This is a genomic window from Paenibacillus sp. TAF43_2, assembly GCF_052113545.1.
Taxonomy (GTDB): Bacteria; Bacillota; Bacilli; order Paenibacillales; family Paenibacillaceae; genus Pristimantibacillus.
Map to the genome: position 1 here is coordinate 1 of NZ_JBFRDK010000118.1, position 20,895 is coordinate 20,895.

Sequence of the window (20,895 nt, forward strand, 5' to 3'; positions counted from 1 at the left end):
GCCCTTATGAATCTTAGTTTGCCTAGTGCCTTTTTTTTAATAATACACAAAAATGTTTCACTAGTGCAACATTTATTTTAAAATGGGCGATTTACACAGCAAAAAAGGCAGATCGGAGTTGATGCTCCGACCTGCCTTTTTGATGTTTTTAGACCACTATTCGTTTGTTCCTGTTCCTGTTTCAGTTCCTGCATCAGCACCATCTGCCGCATTATTCGCAGCATCATTTGTGGCTGGCGCCTTCTTTTTCGGTACGCCGTACAAACCAATTTCCTCGTCATAAGCATCAAAAATCTTACGAGCGATTGGAGAAGCGCCGTAACCCCCGAACCCGCCATCAGGTACTACAACAGCTACAGCAAGCTTCGGCTTATCGGCAGGCGCATAGGCGATAAATACCGCATTTTCTGCAGTCCGGCCTTTTACTTGCTGCTCTGACGTACCTGTCTTACGGTTATAGGTGTAATCCACACCTTCAAAGCCTTGCGAGCTAACCTTCGACATGCCTAGCTCAATTTCTTTCCAATATTCAATCGGGTAATTTACTTCATTCAAAATAACAGGCGTATAGCCTTGAATAATATTTCCGTCTGCATCCTTAATTTCGTTTACAAATTGCGGCTTCATTCGTTTGCCGCGATTGGCAAGCATTGCAGTATATTGCGCGAGCTGCAACGTTGTATATCGCCCTTGCTGACCGAAGGAGGCTTGAACAAGCGCTGATTGCGAACTGGCATTTTTCGCCTCGTTAAAGTACTCAATAACGCCCTTCGTTTCGTTAGGCAAGCCGCTTTCCGTCAGGACGCCAAGACCAAATTGCTTCATGTATTTGTCCCAAATTTCTACGCCATTTTGCGGGTCTCTTCTATAAAGCCTATCGCCAATCATAGCTGCCATAAACGTATTGGAAGAATGTTGAATGCCTTGCGCGCCATCAATGTAGCCAAACTTTTTGCCTTGGGAGTTGCCGATATAAGTCTCATATCCTTTTCTACCATACGAGAATCTCCCAGTGTCCGGGTAGGTATCTGTCGTCTTAAACAATTTCTCATTCAGTCCGACTAATACGGATAACGGCTTCATTGTCGAGCCGAGCGGCAGGATGGAAGATGGATGTTGATTGCGCTCCTCTTCGGAATACTTGCCATAGACCGTTCGAATCGTACCGTTCGATAAGATATTTTGGAAGTTCTCGTAATCCTCTTTGCTAATACGACCGCCTGACCAAATATTAGGATCATAATCCGGCATGCTCGCCATCGCCACGACTTTGCCCGTATCTACTTCCATCGCTACTGCGAATCCGGTTTGAGCATATTTGGCACGCTCATATTTGTTTGTAGACGTTGATATTTTTTTGAGCTGATCCATAATTGCTGTTTCCGTCGTTAACTGCACGTTTTTGTTAATGGTTAAATAAAGATCCGACCCCTTTGTAGGGTTCGTTATTTCCATAGGCCCGATAATACGCTCCGCATTGTTAACGGGGTAGGTTTTCAAACCATTTTTGCCGCGCAGCACGTCCTGATACATTCGCTCAAGACCGTCGAAGCCAACGTCCTCTTCATCCAAGTATCTCAGCGTAGGATCTTCCTCTGTCGTCTTTTCTTTGTAGAAGTCTACGTTTTCTCGAACGGTATTAAATTTTTTCAAATACCCAACAAGCTGCACCGAAATCGAATCTGTATCATAGTTCCGTACGCTTTCCTCCATGATATCTACACCTTTGAACGCCGTGCGATTTTCCATGAAATAGGCAACTTCTTTATTGGTGAGGCCGGATTTAATCCGCCGCGGGGTCGAGATGTTATTTCGCTTAAAATCAAGATCCATCTGGCGAATAATATCGTCAACCGTCATCGCTTTAGCAGGATCTCCATACTTCGAAAATATTTCAAAAAGCTTCTGTGCCATCTCTTTTGCACTTGCAGTCGCTTTCTCCAGCTTGAGCTCAGGCTGAATCGTAAAATAGATCGACTGGGTCGAAGTCGAATACGCAATTGCATGACCCGTAGCGTCGTAAATATTGCCCCTAATCGGCGGAATCTTCACGCTGCGTGTACTTTTGCCGATCCCTTCGGCACTTAGCGTCGGCCCTTCAACAAACTGTAAAATGGCTAGCCTTACAATCAAAACACTAAACAATGCGAACGTAATAAAGAAAAATAAGTTCAATCGAAACGAAAAATGACGTCGATTAATAATTTCCCGTTTCTGCGGATCATCTTGCATGTCTAATCACCTCATAACCTTCTCATTTTGAGCTATGCATCACGTATGTGAGTATCGTCAAATGCCGGCGAATTAAACCAATTCCCGGTATTTGCCCAAGTAGCATCCAGTGGAATCCAGCCATTATCCCCTTCGCTGATTCGCACCTCATTCCAAGCATGCGGACCGAAGCCTCCCTTGCCGTTAGCTCCCATTCCAGTTACAACCCGAACCTCTAGACCTGCCGACCTAGCCATTACAGCATATAAACGAGCTATATCTATACATACGCCTTTGCGCGTATCAAATGTTTCGGGAGGTGTCTGTTCCTTCCAAATTCCCTGCTCTTCATAATTCCGAGCTTTGTCCCAATCATAAGCAATTCTTGTTCCAAGAAAGTCATATAGCTTTCTCGCCTTATCCTCATTCGTTTGCGCATCCTTGGTCACATAAAGAGCAGCTTTCTCAATCTCAGCTGGGATGGCGTAATCAATAATCTCATATTTTCGTTGTAAAATTTGTTTGAACTGCGCTTCAACCGCTTGGGCGAGCACGGGTCCTTGCCCTGCTAGAACGTCTCCGGCAACTGGACTCAGCCACGAAGCCGCTTTGGTATAAACCGTCGATTTGGAAATTTTGTCGACATACCAGCCATTTGGCACAAGGGACACATAAACGAATAAAAGAACGACGAATACAAATGAACGACCCGCTCCGTGAGCAGCACCAATTAAAGCCCCTATGGCACGGCTAGCACTTCGCCTGCCTTGCAAGTGAGCCATTGGTTCTTCCTTGCCGCTCCTCAGAACGCCTTCTACTGCTCTTTCCAGCAAAGGCTCAATTAAAGCTGCCAATGCCCGCAGCAGTAAATAACTGAGCAGGAACAAGACGCCATAGCGCAGCAGTGCAAAATCCCTCAAACTCGTAAGCAGCGTGTACCATGCTTGCTCCACCCCGCTGAGGTCATGAAGAGGCACCTTCACCTTGCTAGTCAACCATTTCGCTACAGCTGGTGACAATGTATTCGTAAGCTGTGCTGCCAGTATCAAACATACGATAACTGCTAAACCTTCCCAAACAAAAAAGAAAAGACGCCTCGCAGATCCCGATGCGCCTCTCCTCATCCCCTGTATAAGAGAGCCAATTAGCAAYAGAAGCACAATGATAGCAATGGGCTCCGGCTCTCTAAATAATTGATCCCAGCTTGTCATCGGCATTACCCGTTCTGCTTCGCTTGGTCGATGAAGGTTTGTATCGTACTATCGAGCTCCCACTTGCCGAGCGCCGTTCCGCGGAATGAAATGGCAACCTCATTCGCACCCGGCTCTCCGGTAAGCTCTACATTTTTAGTTTTCACTGTAAAGGTTCCATCCCCGTTATTCACGAAAGTAGCATCCTTTGCTTCGCCTACCATTGCATTAACGGCTTCCTGTTTCACTGTATCTGCAACCTTAGTGCCAATCTCTTTCAAATCATCCATGGTGTAGCCGCTATATACGACAATACCAAGCACGATTGCCACCACAAGTGCCCATTTAACTACAGTTTTCACGATGCGGATAATAATTAATAGCAAGATAAGCGCAATAACAAGCACAAGCCAATGTTCTTTAAGAAAAGCTGTCCAAGTGTCCCAATCATAGGTCGAAAAATTCAAAAAATCCAATTGCGATCCCCTCCATTATACCTCGTACAAAATCCCATTACAAAATATTATAACCTACGGAATATAGGGCGTAAACGCTCGTTTCCTTTTTATGCAGACATATCCTGTCCCAATTAGACGTACAAGTATATAAGAATGTAATTGGCAAGGAGGGTCAGCTCTGTGAAAACCGCGGTTTGGCTGTACTTATTTTTGTTTATCGCCTTTTTTGATTTGCATGCGCAATACCCCATTTTAACACCTTTTGCCATCTCTTTAGGTGCAGCGCCTTCCTTTATCGGACTCATGATGGGCATGTACTCCATTACGCATTTGCCTGGAAATCTCATTGCAGGCTTTGGCGTTGACCGTTATGGCAGCAGATTGTTTATCGTGTTCAGTCTTATGGCAGCCGGCATTGTTCTCCTGTTTCAATCGCATGTAACTAATCCTTGGCAGCTCCTCACGCTCCGCTCCATCAGCGGTTTTGTGCTTGCATTTCTGTCTCCGGCTTGCTTGTCCCTGCTCGCAAGAATAACAAGCGATCGAACGGAGCAAGGAAAGCTTATGGCCGGCAATGGACTAGTTCATACACTAGCATCAGTCGTCTCTCCAGCAGCAGGAGCGTATCTCGTTGCAAAAATTGGATTTTCAACCGCTTTTACGCTGCTTGGATGGGTTCTGATCGTAACATCTGTCTGCGCTCTGTTCTTTATTAAAGAAGTTCGCCAGAAGGTAGAGCAAACGGAAGCTGAGGGCAACGACGGGAAAAAGAAAACGAAGCTCCCGCTTGAACCTGCAGTGCCAATTCCTTGGCTCGTCTACCTGCTGCCTGTTGCAATAAGCTGCGCGCAGGGTATCCTATCGTTCGAGCTGCCGCTGCTTGCCAAAACGCAGGAAGCGATGATGACGACCGGACTTTTATTTTCCGTTATCAGTATCGGCGCACTCGTCACATTAAGCATGCTGTTTCTGAACCGCGTATCCGCGTATCTGCGAACGTTGTGGGGCTCGCTCATTCTTGCCATTATTTACTTTGGCATTGCATCCGATATACCGGCACCTCTAACATTGATGCTGCTCTTTGTCGGTATGGCGAAAGGAGTCATTTTGCCCGCGCTGTCCACCTTATTAATTGAGCTTAGCGGCGGAGCACGTTACGGCCGTACTTTTTCCGTATTATCCATCGCCTTCTCCATCGGTGCGTTTATCGGACCGATGGCGGCAGGACAGCTTCGCAACTATATATCACCTTACTACATAGCGTTTATTGCATTGATGATAGCAGTCGCTCTGCTCCCGCTGCGAATTTCCCGTTCACTTTCTTCCCGCACCCATTTTTCGTAGGCATAGGTAAATGCACAGGGCTAATTCCCCATCATGTCATATGCTGTACTATGACAGGTGACTAGTTAGAACAGCTAAGCTCAGCTGTTTGCATTCATCCTTCTAACACTACGGAAACGAGGTGACCCCATATATGTCTGCAAATGTAAGTTCAGAAAATCGTGGTTATGGCCACGGCGGTTTCTCAAACCTTGGCATTATCCTTGTATTGTTTATCCTGCTCGTAATCATAGCTTGCACTTGTCTCTAGTCGTAAAATAATAAACGGTCTGCAAACTGCAGACCGTTTATTCATTTTCAAACGAAAGAACCGATCATTCCCGATCTCGGTAAAATCGATTTTTGGTGGTAAACTATACATATGCTTCATGACCCTGCTCTACATTCACTACGCGAGGTGAGTTCCATGGATATAGCCATTATCGTAGAAGGAAAAAATGACAAGGCAAGACTTAAGCGCGTCCTTCACCCGGATGTACCGATTTTCTGCACCTTCGGCACTCCCGGTTCGGAGCAATTGGACAAGCTTAGAAAACAAATTGGCAAAAGCCAAGCTTATATTTTCACCGACAATGATTCCTCTGGAAAACGGATTCGCTTCTTATTGCGCGACGTATTTCCAGATGCTGAGCATATTTATACCCGCAGAGGTTATTCAGGCGTTGAGCATACGCCAGAGGAATATTTAATTGAGCAATTAGAAAAAGCGGGCCTCGATGCGCATATCCTGTACCCTGCGCAGAGTCCCGCTTCTATTTGGAGCAAAGATGAATTTTAAAGCACCTTGTTTAATTGATTTACGATTTCCTCAGCCGTCAAATCTTCTTTGCTGCCATCAATCCATTTGCGAATTTGACCGTCCTTATCCACAATCGTAATGACATTGGAGTGAGAGAAGGAGCCATCCTCATTTTTAATGACGCCAATGCCAAAATCTCTAGCAATTTGCATCGTGTTTGACTCATCGCCCCGCAGGAAACGCCAACCATTAAGATCAGCAAAATTCCGCTTTGCAAAATCACGAATGACTTCAGGTGTATCCCGTACTGGATCAAACGTAATGGAGATGAGCTCTGCTTTAGTGCCGAGCTTGTTTTCCTCTTTAAGCTGCTCCTGTACTTGCGACAGCAAGAAGGTTGTTGGCGGACAAACATCTGGACAATTTGCGAAATAGAAATATACAATTCGCGCCTTTCCATTTGTTGAAGCGAGCGTTACCTTCTGATCATCCAGATCCGTCAGCTCAAACGCTGGCGCAGCCTTCTCGATTGGAAGAGTCTGCTTCTCCGGCATGCCGTACGTAATAAATAAATAAATTCCCATTGCTGCGCAAAGCGCAAGTACTGCAATTTTGAAGCTATGCTTTTTGACAAAATCCACGCCAGTCACTCCTTAAGACGATAATTATGATCCGGTCGTATTAAGAATCATAACGATAAATATAACCATTAAATAATTGACCGAGATAAGAAAATTGGTTTTTGCCCATTTGTCGGTATCCTTGGCCTTTGGCCCGCGCAACGTATGGATGAGCCAGATTAAGCCGCCTGCAACGGATATAATCAAGAAGAAAATACCGACGTAACCGTAGGAATAAAACAATATGCCCGTTGGCAAAAGCAATACGATGTAAGGAATCATTTGAAACTTCGTACGTTTGATTCCTTTCACGACAGGCAGTAATGGAAAACCTGCTGCGCGATATTCTTCTACCCTTCTAATGGCAAGCGACCAGAAATGAGCCGGCTGCCATAGGAACATAAGAGCAAACAATATCCAAGCACCCGCATCGATTTCACCTGTTACCGCGCAATAACCAATAACCGGCGGCATCGCGCCAGAGATGCCTCCAACCGATGTACTCCAAGTTGAAGTACGCTTGAGCCACATCGTGTAAACCACAATGTAAACACCCCAGCCTAGCAGTCCAAGCCATCCTGATAAAGGATTCACGAGCAGGAAGAGAACAGCTAGTCCAACAACCCCCAAAATAATACCATAAGCCAGAACAGAGCCCGGCGTCATTCGACCGGTAGGAAGCGCGCGATCCTTCGTACGTTCCATTTTCAAATCAAGTTCCCGATCCCAATAATTATTAATCACGGTTGCTGACGCTATCGTCAACGTTGAGCCGATAATCGCCCATATAAGCAATAGAACGTTAATGTCCCATTTGGAAGCAACCATGAAACCACCTATCGCAGCAAATACATTAAGTCGAAGTAGCCGCGGTTTTGTCAATGCAATCCAGTCTTTAAGCACGAAGCTAGCCTCCCAAGTTATGCGACAAGACGCTGATGGCGTCTATCATCCATTGATGAATCGTTTTTAATCATACCGAAAAAAGAACACGATGACAACGTTCGACGGTTTTGTTCATCATTTTGCCACGTAAATTGTGACAAATCATTTAGTAACCAAATGGGCGGGTGCACAATACAATAACTATGTAGTTTGATGCCTATGCCGAACAGCACATCAAACCGTCCTAAAGTCTACGAAAGGAAGTGATCTGTCAATTCCATGGCTGTCATCAAAACCAATTCCGAAGATACGAAGATGCTCGCTAGGCTCATGCGAGCGGAAGCAGAGGGCGAGGGCGAGCTCGGCATGCTTATGGTAGGCAACGTTGGCGTAAACCGTGTACTAGGAAATTGTATCGACTTTAGAAATCTTCGGTCCATCCCAGACATGGTCTATCAAAGTCCTGGCGGTTTCGAAGCAATTACCAAAAGCTACTTTTATCAAAGCGCTCGTGATAAAGATATTCGATTAGCAAAGCGGGTCATTAACGGCGAGCGTCAGCACCCGGCTTCTAATGCATTATGGTTTTTCCGCCCAGCAGGCAGCTGCCCTGATACATGGTGGGATCAGGCCAACAGCGGAAGGTATAAGAAACATTGCTTCTTCGTTCCAACGCCAGAGGATTGTCCGGCCGTTTATTAAAACTATTTCTAAAGTATGAAAGTGAGGAAATTCTAAATGTCTAATGGTTATGGTTACAAAAATCAAGTAAGCCCCGCAAATACAGGTCCTGTTCAAGGATTCGGCTACGGCGGATATGGTCAATATCAATATCCAATGGGCATGGGGATGCAGCAGCCAATGGGCATGCAGCAGCCAACCACGCTTCCAGCTAACTTTCAAACCCAACAAGCACAAGTCATACCGCCAAACGTGCCAAGCGGATCGTTTATTACGCCACAAGGCGGCACCATCGTTTCAGTGCCTACTGTTGAAGAATCCTATGTAGAAAACATTTTGCGTCTGAACCGCGGCAAAATGGCAACTTTTTATATGACTTACGAAAACAATCGCGAGTGGAACGCCAAAATTTTTAAAGGAATCATCGAAGCTGCTGGACGTGATCACATCATTATTAGCGATCCAACGACTGGTATGCGCTACTTACTTTTGACGCTTAATCTTGATTATGTGACATTCGATGAGCCGATTGCTTATGAATATCCATTCCAAGGCGGAGTAGTAAGCTCTTCCACACCACTTGGCATGGCTACTCTCGGTACAGCAAACTCTAGCCGTTAATCGCTGCTTCGCCCTTTAGATGTGCCGGCTTAAACGTCCAAATATGCATTTTCGCAGCTCCCCCAACAATAAAGCTCGAAATATGCATCCAAGAGGAACGCTCATTGCAGCGTTCTTTTTTGATTTGCTCCGCTTGCTCGCAGGTAGCTGCGTTCCATACCTCTACAAATAAACCCGGCTGATCTGTTCCTTCATATAATTGCACATCGTGTCCTTCCTTTAGCAGCGAAGCTGTGTAGTCAAGATATTGTGCCCGAAATTCTGGTGAAACACGATATTCTGCAAAACAAATGTACATTTGCCTTCAGTCTCCTTTAGATAATATTGATAAAGTTGCTCCCTTCCGCCGATACTACATCTAATTATTGATTGGGGAGGACTTGTCATGGACACAGGCACACATCTTATCATGGGCATCGGTTTAGGGGGACTTGCCGCAATTGATCCCGTAGTAGCAGCAAATCCAGCCATTCACACTGCTGTATTGCTCGGCACAGTTATCGGATCGCAAGCGCCCGATTTAGATGGCCTACTTCGTTTAAAAGGCAATGCGATTTATATTCGCAATCATCGCGGCATCTCTCACTCCTTGCCGGCTATCGCCATTTGGACTGCGCTAATTACCGGCCTCCTCCAATTGTTTTACCGAGGCTCGCTGCCTTGGCTGCATATTGGGGGCTGGGTGCTGCTCGCCGTGTGCGTGCATGTATTCACCGATTTATTTAATACTTACGGCACTCAAGCGATGCGGCCCTTCACGGACAAATGGATCTCTTGGAACATTATACACATATTTGATCCCATCATTTTCACAACGCATGTCATAGCTATTTTACTGTGGGCAGGCGGATTCGTAAATCCAGCTTCAATATTCCCGCTTATGTACTTGTTTCTAGCCGTTTATTTTGTATGGCGGACAGTTACCTCCAGAAGTACGCTGCAACGGATGAAGACGCTGGACACTGAATATCATGAAGGCGATGCTTATATCGTCATTCCAACGATATCTCTGACGATATGGAATGTAGTCAAGCAAGTTAAAAATGGCGGATTCGCTATCGGAAATTTACGCAATAACAACTTAGTCTGGATTGATTATGTAGAATGCTCTGATCATCCAGCAGTCGCCAAATCCAAAAACGATCCCGCTATTCGATCCTTTTTATATTTCACCAGCTTTGCCTGCGCAGACGTTCGGGAGCATTCATGGGGCTATGAGGTCAGATGGTGCGACGTTCGCTACCGTCATCGCAAGCAATATCCATTTGTAGGCGTTTTGCTTATGAATAAAAAAGATGAGACGATTGGCTCTTATGTCGGCTGGCTCAGCGATGAACGTTTATTGAAAAGATTGCGCATGGATACTTTTTAGTATTGACGTTAGAAAGCCCTTTGCTTCAAAATAAAGGGGGCTTTCTTTTTTTTGTTTTATATTATAGAAGAAAGTCGATCAGCCCTGTGCTAAAATGATGGTTACCATAATAAAAAGCCCAAGGATTACCCTTGGGCTTCATTTCATCACTGTGTATTAGAAGCGATTAACGGGAGCCGCCTGACAATTGTTGTTCAGCAATTTGAACAAGCTTTTTCGTAATATAACCACCTAGGGAGCCTGCATCACGAGTTGAAACATTACCGTAGTAGCCATCTTGAGGAATTTGTACGCCCAGTTCTTGCGCTGCCTCAAGTTTCATTTGTTGTAATGCTGCAGTTGCTTGTGGAACAACAAGTTGATTTCTGCTTCCTGCCATAATGTATTTCTCCTTTCGTCCTCTGCACTTTGATGTGTGTTGCAAGCTTGCAAGCTTATTATGCGCACCATCAAAGAATCTATTCTTAAACCATTAAATTATATTGACGATTTATTAAGGAGAGAAAACAAGATGTCCAAACCGCTTTCTTTGTTCTTTTCCGTACTAGCTATCGTATTTATGAGCGCTATGGCTATCTCCATCAGCTATAATGGCTGGTTTGTATTATTGTTTGGTTTGTTGAGCCTTTTCACTATAGGAGCCGGCTTTATTACAAAAGCTCGCCTGCGCAGAAAAAAACAAAGCTGACGCTATGGCGTCAGCCTTGTAAGTACCAATCAGATTAACCGCGAGGCGGCAGAAAACCCATAAGCTCTTTCACGTCTGCAAGTGTACGATCTGCGACCAAGGAAGCCTTTTCTGCGCCTTGCTTCAAGATTTGATGAATCTCGCCTGAACTGCGGATTTCATTATACCGAGCTTGAAGCGGTTCTATAACCGCAACCACCTGCTCCGCAAGATCCTTCTTGAAAGGTCCATAACCTTGACCCTCATAACGAGCCTCGATATCTTCAATGCTCATATTTGCACAATGAGCATAAATACTCATTAGATTGCTAATCTCAGGTTTATTTGCTGGATCGTATTTCACTTCGCGGCCTGAATCTGTTGTCGCTCTGCTAATTTTTTTGCGAATCACATCTGGAGAATCAAGCAGCGCGATGAAGCTTCCTACGTTTGGATTGCTTTTGCTCATTTTTTTGCTGGCATCATCAAGCGACATTACCCGTGCGCCTACTTTCGGAATATAAGGCTCCGGTATCGTAAAGTATTTGCCAAACCTTGTATTGAAGCGATGCGCCAAATCACGAGTAAGCTCCAAATGCTGCTTCTGATCGTCGCCAACTGGTACAAGATCCGCATTATAAACCAATATATCGGCAGCCATCAGCGTCGGATAGACGAACAACCCCGCCCCAACAGAATCTTTGCCTGCAGATTTATCTTTGAACTGCGTCATTCTTTCCAGCTCGCCCATATTGGCAAGCGTTGTAAACAACCATCCAAGCTCAGCATGCGCGCGAACATGCGATTGTACAAATACATTCGCTTTGAGCGGATCTATGCCTGCAGCAATAAATAATGCGGCTACCGCTTCCGTTTGTTCTCTTAAGGCAGCCGGTTCCTGTGGAACCGAAATCGCATGCAAATCAACGATCATAAAAAAGCATTCTTCTGTATGCTGCAGCTTTACGAAGTTTTGCATGGCGCCAATGTAGTTTCCAAGTGTAAGCTGACCGCTTGGCTGAATACCGGAAAGTACTTTTTTCATAATGCTTCGACCTCTTTCCTGTCAATTTTAGTCTAAAAAAAACGCAAAAAATCCCCCGCCGCAAGGGACGAGGGACCGTGGTGCCACCCTAATTCGCTTATGGTACGCTTTGTTATACAATCGAAGCGTATTAAAAATCCCATAAGCCTTGTTGCTCCGTAACGGGGAGCGTCCGTACAAACATCTTCGGCTGCTCGTGCAGCCAGTTTCCGTTCATAGGCTCCGGGGCCCATTCAGCATCGTTGTTTGCACCGGTTCGCAGCAACCACCGGCTCTCTGTACGCAATCCAATCGAGCTTACTTATTCCCATCATTGCATTTAAAACGATTATACATCTGTAATCGTTAATGTCAAGCGATACGAAAGTTGTCCTATTCCTCATCCATAACGCATAAGCTATAGTCATAATCGTAATCCTTACATAAAGAAAGGATATTGTACTATGGCAAAATTTCTTTACCGCATCTGCACGCCATTGCTCGGAGTAGGCTGCTTGATCATGCTCGCCCTTATCGTAACCAATCGAGAGCTCCCCACACATCTTTTTAGTATCGCTAATTTGCAATCCTTCAAAATATTATTTATAAGCATTATTTTAGAAGCATTTCCATTTATCCTGCTCGGGGTGATCTTTTCTGCACTTCTGCAAGTCTTCGTTTCGGACGAGCTCATTCAAAAATTTATGCCCAAAAACCCGGTATTAGGCGTTCTTTTTGGGGCGCTGCTGGGCATTTTATTCCCATTATGTGAATGCGGAATGATACCGGTTGTCAGGCGGCTTATTCGCAAAGGCATGCCTGCTTATATTGGAATTGTTTATTTATTGGCAGGCCCCATCGTTAATCCAATCGTTTTTGCATCAACTTTTGCTGCTTTTCGAACGACGCCAGAAATGGCTTACGCACGAATGATATTGGCCTTTGTCATAGCCGTTATTATCGGCCTGCTCCTTTATAAATTTATGCGAAGCAGTCCGCTCAAATTAGCTCAACCGTTTTATTTAATCAAGCAGGGTCATACACACAGCCGCAATCACACTCATAATCATGAGCATGGGACAAGCGGTACTGGATTCCGTGGAAGAGCCGCCTCAACCCTATCGCATGCTTCAAACGAGTTTTTTGAAATGGGCAAATATTTCATTTTCGGAGCAATGTTGACTGCCATTATTCAAACGGTTATTGATCGCAGCACCTTTGAGGCATTTGCTGATCAGCCTTTATTTTCATACGTTTTCATGATGGGCTTTGCTTTTATTCTATCAATCTGCTCCACTTCAGATGCTTTCATTGCTTCATCGTTCAGCGGCATGTTTGATTTTGGACCGCTGCTTGCTTTTCTTGTATTCGGCCCAATGATCGATCTTAAAAATACGTTAATGCTGCTAACGACATTCCGTATTAAATTCGTATTTATTCTCATTGTACTAACCGCGGCGCTAACCTTCATCGGCGCTTGGATAATGGAGGCGCTGCTATGATTCATCATCTTTTGCGTGCCGCAATTCTTACAGGTTTTGCTTTGTTTATTCTCTACTTGGATCGAACGGGTGAAATGGCTCTTTATATCGCTCCAAAAATGGAAGTATACGTAAAGCTGTCAGCGTTAGGCCTCTATGCAGCAGCTATTTATCAAGTCTATGCCGCTTTACAGAAACGTATCGGAAATCAAACGCCAAGCTGTGATTGCGAGCACGAGCCATCTCCATCCGTGTTCAAAAACATCATCATTTATGGGTTGTTTATTTTTCCGCTGCTGCTCGGTTTTCTCGTCCCTGCCGGGACGCTTGGGAGCGATATTGCTTCAAAAAAAGGGATCAGCTTATCTGGAATTTCAACAGCTGAAGAGAAAGGTGCCGGAGTCGATGCCTTTTATCCTTTCGATGGCTATATGGAAGCACATACAGCATACGCGAAGAAACTGTACAGCCAACCACTGATCCGTGTACCTGATACTCAATTTATTGAGACGTTGACGACATTTGATCTCTTTCGGGAGAAGTTGATCGGTAAAGAAGTTGAAATTTCGGGGTTTATTTACCACGAGGACGAGATGGGCAAGGAGCGATTTGCCGTCAGTAGATTTGCAATGAATTGTTGTTCAGCCGACGCTGTGCCTTATGGGCTTATGGTATCTTGGCCTAAAGCGATGGATTACGCCGACGATGAATGGGTGACAGTGACAGGAAGGTTAACGACATCAACTTATATAAATCATGTTGTCATGACTTTAGAAGCCCAGCGGGTTGAACGAATCAAGGTTCCAGAATCGCCTTATGTGTATCCTGATCTTGATTTCGGACAATAAAATGAGGAGCTGACGGATGCCGTCAGCTCTTTTTTTTCTTTACGTATTTTTGTTATTGTGAATCCCATAAATCATTTCTTTTCGGATAATAGCGAGAATTCCAATTGGCCATATTGTAATTAGATTCAAAAAGTATGCTTGCCGACCAAGAATTAGCGCTTGAACGAACGGAAAAATCATATAAAATTTCGCCATGCGACCAGTCTTTCCTAAACTTAAGCGATTCAATGGCCATTTGTTTAAATGCCTGTACCTGAACCGCTGTCAATCCTTTATCGACACTCTCAAACTTTCCATTTTTGCATTCGATTGGATGGTGCCTAACCCCAAATTTACCCACCGCATTGTTCCGAATATGTATTAATACTGTACCAGCCGTAGCGTTTGTCAGTTCACTTTCAAGCTGACGAAACACAAATTCAACTTGACGAGCGAGAGCTGCAGATTCCGTTTGCATACTTATTATCCTCCTTTATGATTTATTAGGCATGAGTTTCCACTTAGGTCTCAACGCATATTATATAGTCCATTTCTATCATTATCAATATACTAAACAACATTATTTTTGTTTATTTGATATTATTCGACTCTTATTTAATGATTATATAACTATATTTTACATAATTAAAGAAAGATCATTTCATTACATCTAAATAAAATGAACCTTGCGAACTAAAATGATATTTTTTATTTAATTTTTCAATTCTAATTTCAAGATGCTTTTCTTTCTTACTTAGGAGTTATGTACCATGCAGTCTAAACCATCAATTAATAATAAAAATGATTTCTAATTACCGATAATGGTATCATTTTCTATTTATTGTTACACCGAAAACGTATTTAGTATTTTCCGAAGTGCCGCATGCGGTCATTATTTATCTATTTTTTATGAATCGACAATTATAGACCAATTTCGCAGCTGGTGCTATAATATGGATATTCTATTAAAAGGAGCGCTTACATAATGATCCAATGGTACTATTCGCTTTCCGTGCGAAATAAGCTGCTGATTACTTCTTACCTAAATTTAGCAGTGTTTGCCCTCATTATGCTTGTCATATTATCAGTATCAGGCGGCTCGCTTATCGCTGGAATTATTTTCACAATCATTATGGCAATTGCTACGCTTCCACTCGTTTCATTCATCGAGAGATCCATCAATAATTCATTTGATGAAATTAAAGGAACTGCGCTTCGTATTTCCAAAGGTGATTTCACTCAAAAAATCGACACAACGTCTTCATCAGCTTTAGGCGAGCTTGGACATTCGTTTAACAGTATGATTGATAAACTTCGCGACATTCTTACGGAAACGACGAACATCATCCGTCATGTGTCCGATACAAGTCACAGCATCTTTGACAAAAATAATAATATTCAAATCGCGATGCAGCAGGTTGCTGCTTCCGCAAACGAGCTTGCTACTGGCGCAAACGAAATTTCCGAGGACGTATCGGAGATGAGCGAATCCATTACTGAGATCGAAGAGAAAGTTTCCGATTACGCTACCTCAACAAAGGAAATGAACACACGCTCTGAGCAAACGCTTCAGCTCGTAGATAAAGGCATGAAGGCTCTTGATATTCAAGCCGACGGCATGCGCCGCAACGTTGAGGCAACCGAGAAGGTATCAGCTACAATTGAAGATCTAGCCCGCAAAGCAAGAGGTATTAGTGCAATTACGACGACTATTTCCGATTTGGCTGAGCAAACTAACCTGCTTTCATTGAATGCCTCTATCGAGGCCGCAAGAGCAGGCGAGCACGGACGAGGCTTTGCCGTTGTTGCACAGGAAGTCCGCAAGCTTGCTGAGGAATCCAGCGCTTCAACTAAACAAGTATTCAACCTAGTGAAAAGTATTGACGAGGGTATCAAGCAAACGATCAGCAATATGAAAACAAACGAAGAGGTCGTTAAGCTGCAAACGGAGCATATTAAGGAATCCGAAGTCGTATTCTCAGAAATTGTTCAAAGTGTTCAATTTATTACGGATAAAATTTATGTTTTCTCCCAAGAAAGCGACGCTATGCTTGAGAGTGCCCGCAAAATTTCCGGAGCCATCCAAAATATATCCGCGATTACGCAGCAATCGGCTGCTGGCACGGAGCAAGTATCCGCTTCGATGAATGAGCAGATCGCATCTGTACAAGCAGTGGTAGAAGAAACGGAACGTATGCGTACAATGGCGGCTCAGCTGCTCAGAACCATTAATGTTTTCAAAATGAAATAAACAAGTTTTTGATTGCTTATCACGCAACAAAAAAAGACCATAATCCTTCCATTCAAAATGGATGATTATGGTCTTTCTTATTTTACGCCTGCTGCTTGCAGCGATATTCTTCACGCTGTTCTGCACGAACACTTTCTTTAACCCTTGGGCAAGTATAACAATAATAGCCGCCATCAACTAAATAATACAAGCAGCATGCTGCTTTCAGCCGAACCTGCTTATCTTTGTCTCCCAATGACTCTGTCATACGGAATTTCACATCAAGCGGATTTTTGCTTCTGCCGAAAACCTCGCCATCAAGCGATTTGACCATATTGAAATTGGTCACAATGCTTAGCTTTGCCTGTTCATCTACTTCGGCACTCAGCATTCTGTCATACCCATATTCAAGCGAGGTAGGAAGCTGGCTCCAAAGCATGCCTACTTTCAACGTTCCTACCTTTGCAATCATGTCAAATACAGGACGTATCGTATGCTCAAAAAAAGAGCTGATTTTATCCTTAATCCACATGTCTTGTTCATCTAAAGGTAGTGGAGCCGCTACAAATTCAGAGTTATGTAAGTAAAAGCTGACAGCAATATATTCATGATTGTTATATTCAGCCTTGTATATTTGAACCGTTAAATTGTTAAGTGATAAATCCGGCGCTTGTTTCAAAACAGACAACGTATAAAGCAAGCCCAGCATAGGCCCGCGAAACCAACCTGCCATGTACACTTCCCCTACGGAAGGGTCCATGCCTTTAACTAACGGTGTATAGAAAGCTAATAATTGCTTCAATTTGTTCTCATCTAACAGATCTATTGCAGGGCAGGTAAACAGAAGATTTTCTCGTTTATTTACCGTTAAATCATAGCTGTCATCCAACATCGCAAACAACGCTTCATTCATTGATGTTCTCGTCCTTCCATAACATGAATGTACAATAATAAACGATACGATTTATTATACATCGGACGAAAATGATTATCAATTGCATTTCGTTATCTCATTGTGACAGTTAACTCACCAAGCTGCTCGATTTCCACAGTTACCACATCACCTGATTTTAAATAAACCCTTTGATCTCTCGGGTATCCGATTACTACCCCTTCCGGAGTCCCTGTTAATATGATATCGCCTGGTACGAGTGTCATATGCTTAGAAATATAACTAATGATAGATCGGCAAGAAAAAATCATATCTTCCGTATTCGAATGCTGCTTTTGAACACCGTTTACGCGGCAAGAAATAGTGAGCTTATCCGGATCATTTACTTCATCTGCCGTTACGATATAAGGACCAATTGGTGCAAATCCGTCGCAGCTTTTGCCAAGCATCCACTGGGATGTACGGCGCTGCAGGTTCCTCGCTGACAAATCATTAGCGCAGCTATAGCCAAAAACATAATCAAGCGCTTCCGCTTCTTCGATGTTTTTTGCCGTTTTTCCTATAATGATCGCAAGCTCAGCTTCATAATCCACCTCATTGCTCGTAAGCGGCAGCTCCACCTCATCACCATGTGCACTCAGGGCATTGGCAAATTTATTAAACAAAATAGGGGTGGTCGGAATTTCAGCTTTCGTCTCCTCTGCATGCTTGCGGTAATTTAAACCGACGCAAATTATTTTTTGCGGGTTCGAAACGACCGGTGCGTAAGCGAAATTTGTGTCCTCAAGCACATACATGTGGTTGTTAGTTGCAACGACAGCCTCAATAACCGCTTGAAGTTCCGCTAATGCTGTTTTACCGCCTCTTATAACTTCTTCTATTGAAAGCGGAGCTGGAATATCCAGAGCTTGAGAGGCCGTTTTAATATCAATAATTCCTAAGTCAACCTGCACGCCGAGTCTTAGTTGATCGGATTGCTTAAACTGCAATAACTTCATAAAAGATAACCTCCCTGCCATGAAATGGTGAACTATATTAGTTTAAGCCTCTCTTTTTTTAAAGTAAAGCGCATGAAAGTATGCAGCATGGGTAAAATAGCGGCACGGCTTGTTTACAATCAATCATGGGGACTGATGCAAATGTGGAAAACACCACATAAAATGGGGAAGACTGTGGCGGGCATTGCTTTAATCGGTTGTATGCTGCTTAACCTTTCAACCGATTCCTATGCTTCAGCTGCCGATAAGCAGCAAATAGCTCAGTTCAAACCTGCAAAAGAATCAAAAAAACGAAAAACTGCTGTCGTGTCATGGGATAGGCTTCATAGGCAATTTCCTAATGCCTTTCTCCTTAATGGGCCTCGTAATAAGAAAAGAGTCGCGCTAACGTTTGATGATGTTCCCGATCCAAGATATACACCAGCTATTTTGGATATATTAGCGGAGCATGATGTTTGCGCTACCTTTTTTATTGTAGGAAATCGTGCTGCCAAATACCCTGCATTAGTAAAGCGGATACATAACGAAGGGCATGTCATTGGTAATCACTCTTATGACCACGCCATTTTTTCAAAGCTTACTTTAACGAAGTATCAGAAGCAAATTTGGCGAACGGACACCATAATAAAAAATATAGTCGGATATTCTCCTCATTTTATACGACCGCCATATGGAGAACTGCTTCCTCAGCAAGTAAGATGGAGCAAGCAGGCTGGATTTGCTATCGTCAACTGGGATGTGGATTCCGTAGATTGGAAAAACAATCCTAGCAGCGCATTGGTGCTGCAAAATATAAAAAGAACACTTCAACCTGGATCGATAATTTTACAGCACGCAGGCGGAGGAGTCGGCCAAAGCTTATCCGGAACGGTTGCTGCACTCCCGAAGCTCATCCATTTGCTGGAAAGCAAAGGGTATGAGCTCGTTACATTGCCTGAGCTCGTCGGACAATCCGCAGCCCGTTGAGTTTTCTGTAAAAAAAAGGCAATCCCTCATGAAGAGTGGATTGCCTTTTACATCTATATTTTTATTCAAGAACGAATACTTTCACGTTTTGGATACCAAAAGACATGGCTTGGCTTGTTGAGCCTGGTACAAAAATATCAACGCGATTGCCTTTAATCGAACCGCCAATATCTGTTGCTGTTGCAATCATTCCGCCTTGCGGCAAACCATTATAGGAATACCCTGTCACATAAAGCTTTGTGCCAAGAGGTATCATTTTCGGATCTACGGCAATCGTACCAACCTGGAGCTTGTCTCCAAAGTAGTCGACTGCTCCCCACTTGCCATTCTCAGATGCTGCTGCTGTATAAGCTGTAGCTTGTACGAGAAGCGCTTTCGAGTAAGCGTATTCTTTACCATTCATGGCTTTAACTGTTTTTGAGGAGTCGTCAGCTGCTGAATTCATCGTTGCCGGTTTCTTCTCTACAGAAGCTTCTGTGGAAGGTATAGTAAGCTTTAAACCTTTATATAGGTTAAGCGGATCGATTTTTGGATTAGCCTCCATTAGTGTATCCAAAGGTACACTGTACTGCTTGGATAGCTTCCAGAATGTATCATTGTCATTCGCTGTATGTGTTTTCGAAGCTGCACTTACTGTTCCTGCTGCCATCATAACCGATAATCCTACTACTGCTGCTGCTAATGTACGTTTTTTAAACATGGGGTAAATCCTCCTGTGCGTTCCCGAAGTTTCACAACTTCGATCACGTGATTATAAATCTTGTTAAGGGCGGTTGTCCGCCCTTAACGTATTGATGTTGTCTAAGGTGTAAGGAAAGACTAGCCGATAAACATTTGAACCCATTCGCCGTTTACATAACCAACGCCGATTTTTGTAAAGTTGCCGCTAAGAATGTTTGCTTTGTGACCTGGGCTGTTCATCCAAGCTGTCATAACATCTTGTGGTGTTTTTTGACCAGAAGCAATGTTCTCACCAGCATAAGAATAAGTCACTCCGAAAGAACGCATCATATCAAATGGAGATCCGTATGTCGGCGATGTGTGGCTGAAGTAATTGTTAACGTCCATATCTCTTGCTTTCTCTGACGCTACTTTCGTAAGAAGCGTATCGCTCTTCAAAGCGGACAAGCCAACTTTAGCACGTTCCTTATTAACTAAGTCGACAACTTGTGATTGATAAGCACTCAAATTGGAAGCTCCTGTGTCGGTACCTGTGCCTGGTTTTGTTTCAGTTCCTGTACCAGTGCCTGTTCCCGGTTTTGTTACTGTCCCAGTGCCTGTTCCCRGTTTTGTTACTGTTCCAGTGCCTGTTCCTGGCTTAGTTACTGTTCCAGTACCTGTTCCTGGCTTAGTTACTGTTCCAGTGCCTGTTCCCGGATTAGTTACTGTTCCAGTACCTGTTCCCGGTTTTGTTACTGTTCCTGTGTTACCGCCTGTCGTAGGCCATTGAATGAAGCTGCCATTCAAAAGCTTGCTAATATCTATTCCATATTTATCACCGATCTGTTTGATCGTATCTTGGCTAATGAGGCATGGTTGTYGAATCGTGGAGAAAGTTTTCACAGCCGGTGCTGCACCTGCCGTTGGAGCCGTAAAACCTGCGCCGATCACCGTTGCTGCGATTATGCCAGCGACACCTACACGTATTGGTTGCATCTTCATGAATGAATCCTCCTAATAAGATAAGTT

General features: G+C 43.8%; 23 protein-coding genes and 1 other annotated feature. Of the genes, 10 read left to right on the forward strand and 13 right to left on the reverse strand.

The window, feature by feature from the left end:
- Positions 1-156 precede the first annotated feature (156 nt).
- Genes AB4Z17_RS22170 through AB4Z17_RS22180 form a run of 3 tightly spaced genes read right to left on the reverse strand, consistent with a single transcriptional unit; the run spans position 157 to position 3,877 of the window.
- Positions 157-2,232 (reverse strand): peptidoglycan D,D-transpeptidase FtsI family protein, encoded by a 2,076-nt coding sequence (locus AB4Z17_RS22170; protein WP_441962114.1) that lies wholly within the window; start codon positions 2,230-2,232, stop codon positions 157-159.
- A 32-nt stretch (positions 2,233-2,264) separates the two neighbouring features.
- Positions 2,265-3,428: a transglutaminase domain-containing protein gene (locus tag AB4Z17_RS22175; RefSeq protein WP_441962116.1), complete on the reverse strand. Its 1,164-nt coding sequence runs from the start codon at positions 3,426-3,428 to the stop codon at positions 2,265-2,267.
- The gene (locus AB4Z17_RS22180) at positions 3,428-3,877 is read right to left on the reverse strand and encodes a hypothetical protein (protein WP_441908332.1); all 450 of its coding nucleotides are present in this window, start codon (positions 3,875-3,877) and stop codon (positions 3,428-3,430) included. Before AB4Z17_RS22180 ends, AB4Z17_RS22175 begins: the two co-directional genes overlap by 1 nt.
- A 162-nt stretch (positions 3,878-4,039) precedes the next feature.
- Here AB4Z17_RS22180 and AB4Z17_RS22185 point away from each other — a divergent pair, with 162 nt between their 5' ends.
- Both AB4Z17_RS22185 and AB4Z17_RS22190 read left to right on the forward strand, forming a co-directional pair.
- Positions 4,040-5,203, forward strand: a complete 1,164-nt coding sequence (locus AB4Z17_RS22185) for an MFS transporter (protein WP_339204485.1) — start codon at positions 4,040-4,042, stop codon at positions 5,201-5,203.
- Positions 5,204-5,609: 406 nt separating this feature from the next.
- Entirely contained in the window at positions 5,610-5,981 is a 372-nt protein-coding gene (locus AB4Z17_RS22190) for a toprim domain-containing protein (protein ID WP_076267504.1), read from the forward strand.
- Here the strand turns inward: AB4Z17_RS22190 and AB4Z17_RS22195 are convergent.
- Together AB4Z17_RS22195 and cyoE are read right to left on the reverse strand one after the other, a co-directional pair.
- On the reverse strand, positions 5,978-6,583 hold the full coding sequence (locus AB4Z17_RS22195) for an SCO family protein (protein WP_441908335.1): 606 nt from the start codon (positions 6,581-6,583) through the stop codon (positions 5,978-5,980). The two genes, AB4Z17_RS22190 and AB4Z17_RS22195, sit on opposite strands and share 4 nt — an antisense overlap.
- A 24-nt stretch (positions 6,584-6,607) precedes the next feature.
- Positions 6,608-7,465, reverse strand: a complete 858-nt coding sequence (gene cyoE, locus AB4Z17_RS22200) for a heme o synthase (RefSeq protein ID WP_441908336.1) — start codon at positions 7,463-7,465, stop codon at positions 6,608-6,610.
- Positions 7,466-7,726: 261 nt separating this feature from the next.
- On the opposite strand from cyoE, the gene AB4Z17_RS22205 reads away from it, so the two are divergent.
- Together AB4Z17_RS22205 and gerQ are read left to right on the forward strand one after the other, a co-directional pair.
- A complete protein-coding gene (locus AB4Z17_RS22205; RefSeq protein ID WP_076267501.1) occupies positions 7,727-8,149 on the forward strand; it encodes a cell wall hydrolase in 423 nt (140 codons plus the stop codon).
- Positions 8,150-8,185: 36 nt separating this feature from the next.
- Positions 8,186-8,749, forward strand: coding sequence for a spore coat protein GerQ (gerQ, locus tag AB4Z17_RS22210; protein ID WP_441962118.1), 564 nt, complete (start codon positions 8,186-8,188; stop codon positions 8,747-8,749).
- Here the strand turns inward: gerQ and AB4Z17_RS22215 are convergent.
- The gene (locus AB4Z17_RS22215) at positions 8,739-9,047 is read right to left on the reverse strand and encodes a hypothetical protein (protein WP_441908338.1); all 309 of its coding nucleotides are present in this window, start codon (positions 9,045-9,047) and stop codon (positions 8,739-8,741) included. The genes gerQ and AB4Z17_RS22215 overlap by 11 nt on opposite strands.
- Positions 9,048-9,134: 87 nt before the next feature.
- Between AB4Z17_RS22215 and AB4Z17_RS22220 the strand changes: the two genes are divergently transcribed.
- The gene (locus tag AB4Z17_RS22220; protein WP_441908339.1) at positions 9,135-10,121 is read left to right on the forward strand and encodes a metal-dependent hydrolase; all 987 of its coding nucleotides are present in this window, start codon (positions 9,135-9,137) and stop codon (positions 10,119-10,121) included.
- 166 nt (positions 10,122-10,287) lie between these two features.
- Here AB4Z17_RS22220 and AB4Z17_RS22225 read toward each other — a convergent pair whose 3' ends face one another.
- Positions 10,288-10,500: an alpha/beta-type small acid-soluble spore protein gene (locus AB4Z17_RS22225; RefSeq protein ID WP_054023438.1), complete on the reverse strand. Its 213-nt coding sequence runs from the start codon at positions 10,498-10,500 to the stop codon at positions 10,288-10,290.
- 132 nt (positions 10,501-10,632) lie between these two features.
- Between AB4Z17_RS22225 and AB4Z17_RS22230 the strand changes: the two genes are divergently transcribed.
- Complete coding sequence (locus tag AB4Z17_RS22230) at positions 10,633-10,809, forward strand: DUF5325 family protein (protein ID WP_441962120.1); 177 nt, start codon at positions 10,633-10,635, stop codon at positions 10,807-10,809.
- A gap of 34 nt (positions 10,810-10,843) precedes the next feature.
- Here AB4Z17_RS22230 and trpS read toward each other — a convergent pair whose 3' ends face one another.
- Positions 10,844-11,833: a tryptophan--tRNA ligase gene (gene trpS / locus AB4Z17_RS22235; protein WP_339204492.1), complete on the reverse strand. Its 990-nt coding sequence runs from the start codon at positions 11,831-11,833 to the stop codon at positions 10,844-10,846.
- Positions 11,834-11,893: 60 nt separating this feature from the next.
- Positions 11,894-12,156 (reverse strand) — a binding site (T-box leader).
- Between the two features lie 120 nt (positions 12,157-12,276).
- Here trpS and AB4Z17_RS22240 point away from each other — a divergent pair.
- Positions 12,277-13,314 (forward strand): permease, encoded by a 1,038-nt coding sequence (locus AB4Z17_RS22240; protein WP_441962121.1) that lies wholly within the window; start codon positions 12,277-12,279, stop codon positions 13,312-13,314.
- Positions 13,311-14,141 (forward strand): TIGR03943 family putative permease subunit, encoded by an 831-nt coding sequence (locus tag AB4Z17_RS22245; RefSeq protein WP_441962123.1) that lies wholly within the window; start codon positions 13,311-13,313, stop codon positions 14,139-14,141. Before AB4Z17_RS22240 ends, AB4Z17_RS22245 begins: the two co-directional genes overlap by 4 nt.
- Before the next feature lie 52 nt (positions 14,142-14,193).
- On the opposite strand, the gene AB4Z17_RS22250 is transcribed toward AB4Z17_RS22245, so the two are convergent.
- Complete coding sequence (locus AB4Z17_RS22250; protein WP_076267494.1) at positions 14,194-14,598, reverse strand: O-methyltransferase; 405 nt, start codon at positions 14,596-14,598, stop codon at positions 14,194-14,196.
- Between the two features lie 510 nt (positions 14,599-15,108).
- Here AB4Z17_RS22250 and AB4Z17_RS22255 point away from each other — a divergent pair.
- Positions 15,109-16,371 (forward strand): methyl-accepting chemotaxis protein, encoded by a 1,263-nt coding sequence (locus AB4Z17_RS22255; protein ID WP_430060426.1) that lies wholly within the window; start codon positions 15,109-15,111, stop codon positions 16,369-16,371.
- 82 nt (positions 16,372-16,453) lie between these two features.
- Here the strand turns inward: AB4Z17_RS22255 and AB4Z17_RS22260 are convergent, their stop codons facing one another.
- Entirely contained in the window at positions 16,454-17,263 is an 810-nt protein-coding gene (locus AB4Z17_RS22260) for a (2Fe-2S)-binding protein (protein ID WP_441962125.1), read from the reverse strand.
- Positions 17,264-17,355: 92 nt separating this feature from the next.
- Positions 17,356-18,240 (reverse strand): fumarylacetoacetate hydrolase family protein, encoded by an 885-nt coding sequence (locus AB4Z17_RS22265; protein WP_441962127.1) that lies wholly within the window; start codon positions 18,238-18,240, stop codon positions 17,356-17,358.
- Between the two features lie 87 nt (positions 18,241-18,327).
- Here AB4Z17_RS22265 and AB4Z17_RS22270 point away from each other — a divergent pair, with 87 nt between their 5' ends.
- Positions 18,328-19,206, forward strand: a complete 879-nt coding sequence (locus AB4Z17_RS22270) for a polysaccharide deacetylase family protein (RefSeq protein WP_441962129.1) — start codon at positions 18,328-18,330, stop codon at positions 19,204-19,206.
- A 61-nt stretch (positions 19,207-19,267) separates the two neighbouring features.
- Here AB4Z17_RS22270 and AB4Z17_RS22275 read toward each other — a convergent pair whose 3' ends face one another.
- Positions 19,268-19,906 (reverse strand): 3D domain-containing protein, encoded by a 639-nt coding sequence (locus AB4Z17_RS22275; protein WP_076267489.1) that lies wholly within the window; start codon positions 19,904-19,906, stop codon positions 19,268-19,270.
- A 119-nt stretch (positions 19,907-20,025) separates the two neighbouring features.
- On the reverse strand, positions 20,026-20,868 hold the full coding sequence (locus tag AB4Z17_RS22280) for a CAP domain-containing protein (RefSeq protein ID WP_441962131.1): 843 nt from the start codon (positions 20,866-20,868) through the stop codon (positions 20,026-20,028).
- Between the last annotated feature and the right edge of the window lie 27 nt (positions 20,869-20,895).